Source organism: Bradyrhizobium sp. AC87j1, from assembly GCF_002936975.1.
Lineage (GTDB): Bacteria > Pseudomonadota > Alphaproteobacteria > Rhizobiales > Xanthobacteraceae > Bradyrhizobium > Bradyrhizobium shewense.
In genome coordinates this window covers 94,462-105,194 of sequence record NZ_PTFE01000014.1, presented here as the reverse complement: position 1 = coordinate 105,194, position 10,733 = coordinate 94,462, and the positions used below count along the sequence as shown (strand labels likewise).

The window sequence follows — 10,733 nt, the reverse complement described above, 5'->3', positions numbered from 1 at the left end:
CGAAACAGTGGATCAACATGCCGTAAGCCCTGTGCAAAAAAGCGGGCTTCGTGCCCGAACCATTTATTGGGAACGGCGTGCGCGGATCTCATCATGGCCTGGCTGCAACCGCAGTCCACTCGCGAGATATAACCAACGCTGCTTCATCCGGTCATCGGAGCTGAGCGAATTTCGTTTCAAGCCGAAACGAAATTCGTCGCTCAAGCTGTCCGTGGGAAGCTTTGGCTAAGCTGGGCGTTCCAGATCAACGTATCGCGCATGCAGGGTGACATGCCCCTTGGCCCCATCCAAAAGCACTTTGACCTGAGTGGCCGTGGCTCCGGGTCCAAGGACAATCCCTTTCCGGCCACTGAGCCGCGGCCCCGCTGAAACGGCTAGCATTACCCGCCGACCAGCAAGAAGCCCGTCTTTGGCGACCAACAGATCTGCCGATTTCGGAAGGTGACGCTTCGTGCTTCGCGGCATGGTCCTCAAACGATATCTCAGGTCCGTTAGGGGCGAAAGCCATGGCCCGGGCCCTAAACCTTGTTGCCCTCTTTCCATTGCTCGAATGCAAGCGCGTCGACGCGCCTGAGCCATCCGTCCTCGGTCAGCGGAGCATCGATGGTGCAATCGAAATGCGCGTTGCCGGCGGTCCCTCGGTGCCTACAGATGAAGTCAGGGATTCGGCTCGGCACCTGCTCTCGACTGATCGAGCGTAGAACGAGAGCCTCTAGGACACGCTCCCCTTTCGCTATGTGTCATGGCGACAGGCTCGCTCGCATGCCGGCGGAGCAGGTGCTCGCAGGCATCGCGCAAGGTCTCCTCTTCACGGCTGCCGAAAATCCGAGGGGCGCCGAAAAAAACATCCTTGATCGGCTCATCGCCGAACATGCTGACCGTCTCGTAAAGCTCGGGATTCACGGGACCATAGTCCCAAGCCTGAAATTCTCCATCGACCAGGCGTTCCCCAGTCCGCCCGAGATGGACCATGTGCGCCAGATAGAGGTTCTTTTGGAGCGCAAGGTTGGTCACTCCCCAATTGCCCGATGCGCAGACATAGCGCGCTGCTGAATCACGGGGATCGGCATAACAGGTGCACTTCCTCGTAGCCCTGGGCGGGGATTACAACCCACCATTTGATGTATACGGTCACCTGTTCCAAGACGCTGATGAGGATCGGCGTGCGGCGACAGAAATTCAGACGGGATTGCTAGGCTCATAGTCGAAGTGGTGCACCTTTTAGGTTTCATTAAGCACCTGCGTTCAGTCTGGCCGGAGGAAAGAAACTCCGGAGAGACGCTATGGACGTTATATGGATTTTGGCCGGCGCCGCGCTCGTACTACTTACCGTGGCAAAGGCGCTGTTCGGCTGGAAAGTGTTGCCCCTTGGGGGCTCTGAAGCTCTCCGAATGGCGATCGTGCTAGGCCTCGCTTTCGTCGTCCACGAAGTATTGGTAGTCTTCCACTGATGTCCGTCGCGAACCGAATTTCGATCTCATTCAACGACGAGGAATTTGCCGTATTAGAACGGCTGTCAGCACATACCCACAAAAGCAAGGCTGAGCTGATCAGGACAATGGTGGAAGAGTATTTGCGGGAGCACCCTGATCGGTTTCGACGCAAGACGAACGTATCGGCAAGCCGCACGAAAAATATAGTCCTTCCTGATTGAGGCAACTCCAGCGCAACATGGGGTAGCCAAGCCATTGATAATGCTCGGTATCCAGCAGGTTTCTACTCCGCCGGTTATAGGTCCGACTAGTTAGATCTTTCCGTCAATGATTTCAATGATTTGCTGGCAGTTTTGCCTAACTTCTCTGATGGGTTAGGCAATCTGATATCGAAACCGGCTTGCAGCTTCGCCATCGCCGCAACTACCAAACCCTTGCGCGGCGGCGCGGTCAATTTCGCGGATATCTGTGTGGCCGGTAATGCTCATGATTTCGAGCGCTGTGCTTCCGGATTCAGCCAAGCCACGGCACGCAGCCTTGCTGCACACCATGTGGAAAGGAGCGCGGAGGCAGGCCGGCGTCCGCCGCAGCCTCGCTAATCCAAGCCGAGAATGCTTTCTGCTGCGCGCTCGGCCGTGAATGGTTGCAATGAAGGCCGGGCCATCCTTCGGGCAGTCCGTCATGTAGCGCGCCAGTCGGTGTGCACCGGAATGCACAACTCAACGTGCCCTGGCTCTTCTTTGTGCTGATGACGAAGCCGTCCTTAGTGAGATGCTTCCAGCCCAGCCGGACCGCCTCGCTGCGGCGCAGCCCGGTGTTCAACAGCAGCTCCATTGCAAGCCGCAGGGGCGTGCCAACCTTGTGGTGCTCGCGGATTTTGGTGATGTGGTCTTCCGTCCATGTGCGATGGCCGGTGGTTTCAGCTTCACCTTCTTGGCGACGACAATCGGATTGTCGGCGCGCAGCCCATCCCGGCGGCAAATTCTCTAACCAATCCACCTCCCCGCCCGCTTTAGGATCGGGGTAGCGCGAATCGGCCCGGACGGCGACCATCAATGGAGACGATGATTAATGCACTTTTTAAGGGCCTCGATCGCCCTCACGCCGCCACCCGCCTCACCTCCAGTCCATCGGCTCTGGCTACGCCGGCTTGCCGACCTTGTCGGGCCAACGGTGCACCGCGCGTTTGCGTGGCACCCTCCGCGTGATGATCCCAGTCTCACACCGGGAGCAGTACGGGCGCGGCGGGCTAGCGAAAGTCTCACAGGCATCCCACTCGAACCGGTTTGCACTCACGCGGCGCCCCTAGAAGAGCGCGTATGCGTGCAGCGATTTTCCGTGCTTCCTTCGGCCCGAGATTGGGTTTCACGCAATCGAGTATGTTCACCATTGCCTGAGCCTCGGAGGCATTAGATGTCGCGGCTTCGCGGTCTGATGGGCTCAGTGACTGATCGGCCGCGCGGGCCTGATTGGCTGCGAGCACCGCAAGCGCTTGCGACCGCAGGGATGTGATTTGCCGCTCAAATATGTGCATCCGTTGGCCCGTACTGCTCTATGGGTTTGCGCCGCAAACTTCGGTGGCCAGCCCGTCCTCGAAGACTGAGGCTGGCCACCTTTGCTCCCGAGAGGCTCAAATTCTCAAGGGGTGCGATCAAGGAGTATCGTGAGACCTAACGGAGAGCACCTACCAGCATCGGTGGGTTGCCGCATCCCCGCGTGCCTGTCATATTAAAACCCTCGACCTGCGACTGTTCGAGCTGGCTCCGCTCAAAGGAGTAACCGCCGTGCCTAGGAGCGAAGTGGTAGCGGCAATCCAAGCATTCACGGACTACGTCCATCGGCCAAGCCATACACCGGCAGAAGACACGTACGGGCCATAGCGAACTGAAGAATAGCTGGCCGCTTGGCGATCCCGGGTTGAAGTTATCGGCCCAAAGATGGACGCGATGGCGGATTGCCCTCTTTCGACCTTATCCGAATTCGAGGCGCTCAGGCGCGAGATGGGGACAGATTTTCCCGCAACGCCAGCCGCTTTACTTAACCGTGTAGCGGACGCATTTGGGAACGTTAGCGGCCACGTGACTCGGCGCTTTGAAGTGGACCGATAAAGCGCTGTCCCTGCCACGTGCCGCTAACTTATCAGCTTCAAGCGGGGGCAAGAAGCCGACAGCGGTGTATTCTCCGGACGAATGCCCTAGAGCAACTACCAAGACAGGGCGCTGACTTGGCGATCAGTCTCAGGTCGCAGGCCTTGCGGGCGAGACTCGGCGCTGTTCGGTTGCGTTGGATCAGACGCTGTCCCTGACCCGCCCGCGCTACCATTTGAAGTTAGCGGGAACATGACTCGGCGCTGACCGTTCTGGTGCCATTGCGCTGTCCCTGCCACTCGCCACTAACTGCAAAGGCGTTTTACGCGGACTACCTTTCCGAAAGCTGACAAGACGGGCGGCTATAGATCGCCGTCACGCTGCGGGCCTGCTTAGAATCTCACGTAATATGTTCTGTGAACAAACATGGATCGGTCAAACCCCTGTTGCTAACCGCTGGTATTGAGCCGATGACCGGCATCGGGCTGGAGGCAACGCCCCAAGGGGCGGCATCGGCAGCTGGTTGATCTGCCGGTTGAAAGTCGTCGTTGGGCATTGGTCTTCCCGCGCGGCCCCTACCCAACCGTGGCCAATACTTTCAGCCCATAGACCGCCGACGCTGTGCCGCCCCCGATGGCGCGCAAGCCGAACGACACATAGTGGTAGCGGTCCGTCCCCGCCTTCTGGGTCGCGAGGCCACAGGCTGGGATGCGATACATCGCTCCTTGAGGATTGACGTCCCAGTTATCTCCGACCACGCCGTCAAAGAAGATCGCGAGACCGCACGCGCCCGCATTTGTACAGTTTTGTCAGTGTCTCGGTGATTTTAGCGTCAATGACCTCATCGGCCAAGCTACGAACTCAGCCTTGGAGACTTTCTTCTCGGTGTAGGTGCCCCTTCCGGTGTCCGTGGACACTCCGTCTATCGCACCCGTGACGCCCCGGCGACCACGGTTGAGGCAACGAGGCGTTGCGCCGCTGTGTCGTGCTGGGCCAGTGATGACGCGCGCCATGCCGACCAGCGACCGCGTACCATCGCCGCTCTTGATCTCGGTGCCTTTGTTGCCGGCCCGTCGTCGATTTGGCGTGAGCGGTCGTTGACGCTTCAAGCGTCATTGTGCCGGAATTCATATAAGCGTAAATGAGATAAGTCGTGCCCGGCGTCAGGCCGGTTGCCGTAAGCGAAACGCCCGCGTCTGGAACGATCTGCGGAGCGCGTGCGATCGTTAAAAGGATTCCCTTACGAGGCGCCAGCACCAGGTTTCCGCCGGGCAGTGTCAATCGGCACTGTCCGTAGGTCTGCCGCACGCCTAGATTGTCCCTCGCCGTTGGTGCGTTCGCTACTTCCGACAGGTTGTTGTCGCCCAGTCATGACGCGGCGCCATGAGCCCCATGTGCCTGCGACGCAAACGCGCACATACGTTTCGCCGGGGAGATTAACGCGCGTGGCCAATTGCTTGATGTATGTGCTTGCTCCGAATGCTTCTACCGTCAGATACCAGAAGACACTTGCGGCCGGGGTGTTTGTGCCGGTCGAGTTCGGTGAATAATAAGTGCCGGGAGCAACAACGGCATTGAAATCTTGCGACGCGCCTAACTGGACGCTTTGTTTGATACTGAGTTGCTGCGCGCCGTCGCCGCTGTTGCAGTTAGTTCAGACAGGTTGTTCGCGCTCGTCAGATCGCCGGCCCCGAACTGACCAGCAACATTGAAATCCAATCTGCCAGCGTGCCACTGCCGTCGATCTTGTCGACATTGATGGCGATAAACGCACCATCATAGTAGGTCGCAACGCCTTCCATCCACTTGGTTGTATCCATTTCGACGTCGCCCGAATGCGCGCGCCGATCTGATAGGCCAGACCGCACACGACCGCAAGGGCAAGCATTCCCAGGGGCATCTGGCTCGATATGCCGGCATCCTACAGGCCGACGCCTATGACGCCTACAACCAGCTCTATCTGGCCGGGCGCCAGCCCGAGCCGATCCGGGAAGCTGCCTGTTGGCCGCATGGAAGGCGCCCGTTCTTTTCCATGACCGACATCGGAGAGAATGGGCGGGGCAAGGGCGCCCGGAAATCCCGCTCACTCCGATCGCGATTGAGGTCGTGCGGCGGATCGACGCGCTGTTCGAGACCAAACGCTCGATCGGGGCAAGAGCGTCGAGGAGCGCCTTAAGGTGCGGCAGATGTTGAGCCAGCCCTTGATCGAAGACCTGCAGGTCTATATGCGCGAACAGCTCGCCGAACTGTCCCGCAGCCATGACCCGGCCAAGGCGTTCGACTACATTCTCAAGCGTTGGGCGAGCTTCACGCTGTTCCTGGAGGAGGGGCGAGTTTGCCTCTCGAACAACGCCGCCGAACGAGGCTTGCGAGGCATCGTACTTGGCCGGAAGTCCTGGCTGTTCTGCGGATCTGATCGCGATCGACGGCGTGCGGGCTGCCATGTACAGCCTGATCGTCACAGCGAAATTGAACGGCGTCGACCCGCAAGCCTGGCTGGCCGATGTTCTTGCCTGCATTGCCGCCCATCCGGCTCATCGCCTCGACGAACTTCTGCCCTGGTACTGGACGCCAGCGCTTTCCGCTCAAGCCGCATGACCACCCAACAAGGTCCATCACGTCACCACCATTACCAAGGTCGCGAAGGACCTCGGTGAAGATGAGGATTGGTTGTGGGACATTGCCAACGAGATGGAGATCGAGGGGACGGCGTCATCTGAGTCTATGGCATCGGAGAAGACGGCGTCTAGGCGTTTACCTACTTCGGAATCGAGAACCTCATCGAAGCTCATCAAGTTCTATAAAGACAACCCTGGACTACTCAGGCGGTAACCCCGGCGGCCTACGCCGAATGGGTACCATGAAGCAATTGTTCGGCCGTATCCGTCGGTATCAACGGCTAGGCAAGCCACGGTCCGCGCATCAATGGAATCGATCAAGCTCATTCGCGGCATTCGCACGGCAGCGATACGGCAAGCTATCGTCACCGCGGCAAAGTTGATCGCGTTCAGGCGCATCGATACCCAACAATCGGATGCGCCTGCCGCGGATTTCGAGAGTGTCACCATCGATAACGTTGGCCCGGCCTACTATCTCGGTCGCGCTTGCGGGCGCAGAGCTCAGCGCCGCGATTGCAGACCCACGCGCTGCGAACCGACGCCCATGGCGATCCCCAAGGCTTGCGCTGCCTCGCTCAGATGCCGGTTGATGGCCTCGGCGCGTGGCATGCCGCCGGTCATGGAGCTGATCAGCAGCGGCGGCGCATGGTCTTGCTCAGCAGCGAGGCGCGCAGCTCGATTTGCGTCAGGTCCAACCGGGCAATGCGCAGTGCTCCCAGCCGGCTGCGACCGTGGCCGGGGCCGCTCGCCGATCCAACACGATGTCCAGATGGTCGTCCTTGCGCCGGCCCAGGGCGGTGTCGCTCCTGCTCGCTCCATCCGTCGCATCGGACGACGGCGTTGCGTCGGATCGGACCGCGGCAGCGCGCACGCCGCCGCTCCCGCGCGTTCAGGGCGGCGCATGCTGGCCTCCTCCCGCAGGGTCGCTTCGGTAGCGGCTGGCCGAGGTCTGGTAGTACTGCGCGCGGATGGCCGCCATGGCCTCGATCAACGGTCCCCACGGGTCCGGAAAGCGTTCTTCCGCCATCACCCGGTGCAGCATGCGCGTATAGCCGGCCAGTTCGTCATTGAGGAACTCTACCACAGGCATAGCTGGATAGCGCTGCAGCAGCAGGATCGCCGCGTTGTCGGCCTCGCCGGCCCACCCGTCCTTGTCGCGTCCATGCAGATCGTTCTGCAGGCGCCCTATCGCGGAGATGAGTCGCAGGACCTGGCGAAAGGCCGGACGCGCGCGCAAGGTCGCCATGTTCAGCCCCCACAGCAACGACAGGCAACAGAACACGTTCGCGTAGGCGATCGAATCGATGCCGTTGTGCAGGTACTCGGCGTAGGACCAGCGTTCCCCCCCTGCCGCCTGCGCGTGTCCGGCGCGCAGCGCCGCGCAGTAGCACCGGGTATCCTCGAGAAGCTGAGCATAGTCGCGACGATCGTAGGCGAGCGCGGCCAGCGAGGCACGCAGCACAGCGCAGCCCTCGAATCCGGGGAGCGCGCACGGCTCGCCCTGCCCCAGCGCCTGTTCCACCGCCGCGACCTGCTCCGGCGCGATCAGGCCAAGGTCGTTGCAATCGTCGAGCCAGAACAGCAGCGCCAGTTCGCGATAGAACGCCACGATCAGCGTTTCGTCCTGCGGATCGCGCCCGGTGCGGGCGCTCGTGTCGCGCAGGCTCGGGTGGATGCGCTGCAGGATGTACTGGCCGCCCCTGACCGCTTCCACGGCATGCTCGTCGGCGAACCCGGTCAGGGAACGCCCCCACTCCAGCACCTGCTGCCGCGCGCGTTCCGTCTGGATCATGGCGCCGCTCCTGTTCCCTCGGCCAGGACGCGCCGCCCCCAACGAAGCGCCAGCCACAACCCAGCGAGTTCGGTCACGCGCACGACCCGAGTGGGGCAATACAGTTCCTTGCCGATCCACAGGGGCGTCTGCGACAATGCGTGCGCCGCATGGCGGACGAGCATCCACTCCAGCGCACGGGCCACCACCCGCGCGATGCGCCGGCGCCCTGTTGCCTCTTCGCTCCCGTCCATCACGTGTAACGCGAAAAGCGCATAGGCGGTTTCCTCGAATGTGGACGCGCGACCCGCGCCCCAGCCGCCGTCGTCACGCTGCGCCTGCAGTAGCGCCGACAGCGCACGCTCGTCGCGCCACTGGGGCTTGCCTTGCGCCAGCGCAGCGACCGCATGCGCGGTGGGATAGAGCCACGAAACGTGCCATTTTTCGTTGTCCCATAGACCATGCGGGTTGCGATTGGCCTCGACGTACGCGCTGGTGCCGGCGGCGGGCTTTCCCAAGAGTCGCAACGCATGCAGGGCATGGATGTTGGTCGACACCGAGGCATTGCGCTCGCCAGGGAACGTGACGAACAGCTCGCCGATTTCGAAACGGCGCAACGCATCGACCGCCGGGGCGCGGCCTGCAAGGTGAAGGACGCACAACGCAACGGCGGTGTCGTCCGCATCGGCCGCGAAGTGCAAGGCGGGGCCCAGACCGCGCACGCCCAAACGGGCGTCGAGCTGCGCGACGATCACGCGGACCGCCTCAGCGAGCGCGGGATGGGCGAACAGCCCTGCCAGATGCAGGGTGTACAGCGACCAACATGGCTCGAACACATTGATCGGCCAGACGTTGGGAACGACACCTTCGATGCCGCTGCGCGTCGCCCGTGATGCCATCTCCAGATACGCGTCGGCGCGCCATATCTGCGGCGTACGCCCCCGTGGCACGGCGTGCGCACGCCAGGCGGCAGTGGCCGCCGGACTGATGCCGATGCTGCCGTCGTCATCCGGGCATGCGGTGGTCGGCGACGTCCCCCAGGCTTCCCAGGAGTGCAGCAACGGATGGCCGCTCGGCAACATCGCCGCCGCCCCCAGCTTGACCAGGCACGCTTGCCGCAATGGCAACAGCGCTCGATGGCGCGGAAGCGCCACGCCACCCAGCAAGGGTGCGGCCTCAGCGCAAAACTGTGGCAGGATCAGCTCCGCGCCGATCGGCGCGTCTTCCGGCACCGCATGCGCGTAGGGATCGGGTTCGCGCTGGAGGAACCGGGTTGCAGCCTGGACTGCGTCGGCAGCACCGGGAAGAGGATCGGCACGCTGCAATGCCAGTAACGCTGCCCACGTGGGCGCATGGCGAAACAGCGGGAAGTCCGCGCTTCCCCATCCGCCGTCGGCCTGTTGCTGCGCGATGAGCCACGCGTATGCGTCCTGCCGACCGGTGACGTTGCCGTGGAAGCGCAGCGCTCGCGCCGTGTCGTAGACAGACGGACCGACGCTGCCGCCATCGCTCATTTCGCTCAGCAGGCGGCGCAAGTCGGAAATGATCTGTCCGGACAGCGCGTTCACGCGGGATGTTCCTTTTGCAGAGGGTCGACGAAAACCGGAATCGGGCAGACGCCGCACATGTCGCCGCAGGCCCGTCGTATAGGCAGCGCCGGACTGCCACCGTGCTTCGGCGCGGCGACCCGATGCTGGCGCCGGTCCGCTGCATAGGATTGCGCACAGCGCGCCGCGGCAGGCAACCGCTGCAATCGGCGCCGCGGACTCATCGCAGCGGCACAGGGCGACACCGGCGCGCTCATGCGCATGGCGCGTGCTTGAACAGATACGCGTTGGCCCGCTGTAGGAGTTGCGCCAACCGTTCCGTACGCGGCCCCAGCGGTGCGATGGCCTCCCCGGCATCGCGCAAAAGATCCAGCGCGAACTGACGTGCTGCCTGCACTCCCATGATCGACGCGCAGGTCGGCTTCTGCGCCGCCGCGTCCTTGCCGGCGGTCTTGCCCAGCGTCGCCGTATCCGCTGTCACGTCGAGAATGTCGTCGATCACCTGCAACGCCAAGCCGAAACAGGCGCTGTAGTGATCGAGCGCACAGTACAGCGCAGCGTGCGCGGCATCCTCCGCGATAGCGCATAGCGCGCCCATGCGAACGGACGCGCGCACTAACGCTCCGCTCTTCATCCGGTGCATCTCCACGATCTTGTCCAGCTCGACGTGCTTTCCAACCAGCGACAGATCCATGGCCTGCCCGCCTGCGGCACCCTCGGCTGACACTGCCTGTGCCAGTTCGCGCACGAGCGCGATACGGTTGTCGCCCGGCGCATCCAGGCTCGCCAAGGTCAGGAAGGCGTGCGCCTGCAGCGCATCGCCGACCAGGATCGCAGTAGCTTCGCCGAACTTGACTTGCACGGTCGGAAGGCCGCGGCGAAGCACGTCGTCGTCCATCGCGGGCAGATCGTCGTGGACCAGGGTACAGGCGTGCATCATCTCGATGGCGGCGCCCACGTCGTCGAGCATGTGCGCCGGCGTGTCGGCCAGTGCGCCGGCAGCCAGACAGAGCAAGGCGCGGGTGCGCTTCCCGCCATGCAAGGTGGCGTAGCGCATCGCCGCCATCAGCTCGGCCTCATGTTCGGCGCGGAGAAGACGCGCCAGCACGTGTTCGACCCGCTTTGCGCCGTCCTGCATCCAGATCTCGGGCAACAGCCCGCCGGATGCGCCGCGCGCCTGAGCGCCCAATTCGCCCAGCGCGTTATCACCAGTTCTGTCGTTCGGTGGCGTGGAACCGGTCTGCATGTTCTTCATGTCCTTGTTCCCTGTTAGGCGA

At 62.4% G+C, this 10,733-nt stretch carries 8 protein-coding genes and 2 pseudogenes; 2 read left to right on the top strand and 8 right to left on the bottom strand.

Translation table 11 applies throughout. The annotated features are described in order from the left end of the window. Positions 1-657 precede the first annotated feature (657 nt). Positions 658-1,014: a Panacea domain-containing protein gene (locus CV770_RS10755; protein WP_104462304.1), complete on the bottom strand. Its 357-nt coding sequence runs from the start codon at positions 1,012-1,014 to the stop codon at positions 658-660. 436 nt (positions 1,015-1,450) lie between these two features. Here CV770_RS10755 and CV770_RS44210 point away from each other — a divergent pair, with 436 nt between their 5' ends. Continuing rightward, positions 1,451-1,654 (top strand): ribbon-helix-helix protein, CopG family, encoded by a 204-nt coding sequence (locus CV770_RS44210; protein WP_104462303.1) that lies wholly within the window; start codon positions 1,451-1,453, stop codon positions 1,652-1,654. A gap of 292 nt (positions 1,655-1,946) precedes the next feature. Here CV770_RS44210 and CV770_RS10745 read toward each other — a convergent pair whose 3' ends face one another. The 3 genes from CV770_RS10745 to CV770_RS42100 form a co-directional block, all read right to left on the bottom strand. After that, a complete protein-coding gene (locus tag CV770_RS10745; protein WP_245453721.1) occupies positions 1,947-2,486 on the bottom strand; it encodes a tyrosine-type recombinase/integrase in 540 nt (179 codons plus the stop codon). Positions 2,487-4,760: 2,274 nt separating this feature from the next. Continuing rightward, on the bottom strand, positions 4,761-5,135 hold the full coding sequence (locus tag CV770_RS44205; protein WP_502693594.1) for a pyocin knob domain-containing protein: 375 nt from the start codon (positions 5,133-5,135) through the stop codon (positions 4,761-4,763). A 61-nt stretch (positions 5,136-5,196) separates the two neighbouring features. Next, positions 5,197-5,340, bottom strand: a complete 144-nt coding sequence (locus CV770_RS42100) for a hypothetical protein (protein ID WP_161499983.1) — start codon at positions 5,338-5,340, stop codon at positions 5,197-5,199. Positions 5,341-5,384: 44 nt separating this feature from the next. Here CV770_RS42100 and tnpC point away from each other — a divergent pair. Next, positions 5,385-6,118: pseudogene (gene tnpC, locus CV770_RS10735) on the top strand (IS66 family transposase); the annotation flags it as partial. Positions 6,119-6,645: 527 nt separating this feature from the next. Here the strand turns inward: tnpC and CV770_RS10720 are convergent. The 4 genes and pseudogenes from CV770_RS10720 to CV770_RS10705 form a co-directional block, all read right to left on the bottom strand. Then, positions 6,646-6,931 (bottom strand): annotated as a pseudogene (locus CV770_RS10720) (type 2 isopentenyl-diphosphate Delta-isomerase); the annotation flags it as partial. Positions 6,932-7,027: 96 nt separating this feature from the next. Next, a complete protein-coding gene (locus tag CV770_RS10715; protein ID WP_104462300.1) occupies positions 7,028-7,930 on the bottom strand; it encodes a terpene synthase family protein in 903 nt (300 codons plus the stop codon). Continuing rightward, positions 7,927-9,477, bottom strand: a complete 1,551-nt coding sequence (locus CV770_RS10710; RefSeq protein ID WP_104462299.1) for a hypothetical protein — start codon at positions 9,475-9,477, stop codon at positions 7,927-7,929. Before CV770_RS10710 ends, CV770_RS10715 begins: the two co-directional genes overlap by 4 nt. Positions 9,478-9,709: 232 nt before the next feature. Next, positions 9,710-10,702, bottom strand: coding sequence for a polyprenyl synthetase family protein (locus tag CV770_RS10705; protein ID WP_201759791.1), 993 nt, complete (start codon positions 10,700-10,702; stop codon positions 9,710-9,712). Between the last annotated feature and the right edge of the window lie 31 nt (positions 10,703-10,733).

Bases quoted from the DNA above. Each gene is read 5' to 3' on its own strand.
- CV770_RS44210 (WP_104462303.1), top strand. From the start codon at position 1,451: ATGTCCGTCGCGAACCGAATTTCGATCTCATTCAACGACGAGGAATTT.
- CV770_RS10745 (WP_245453721.1), bottom strand. From the start codon at position 2,486: ATGGTCGCCGTCCGGGCCGATTCGCGCTACCCCGATCCTAAAGCGGGC.
- CV770_RS10705 (WP_201759791.1), bottom strand. From the start codon at position 10,702: ATGCAGACCGGTTCCACGCCACCGAACGACAGAACTGGTGATAACGCG.
- CV770_RS42100 (WP_161499983.1), bottom strand. From the start codon at position 5,340: ATGGATACAACCAAGTGGATGGAAGGCGTTGCGACCTACTATGATGGT.
- CV770_RS10715 (WP_104462300.1), bottom strand. From the start codon at position 7,930: ATGATCCAGACGGAACGCGCGCGGCAGCAGGTGCTGGAGTGGGGGCGT.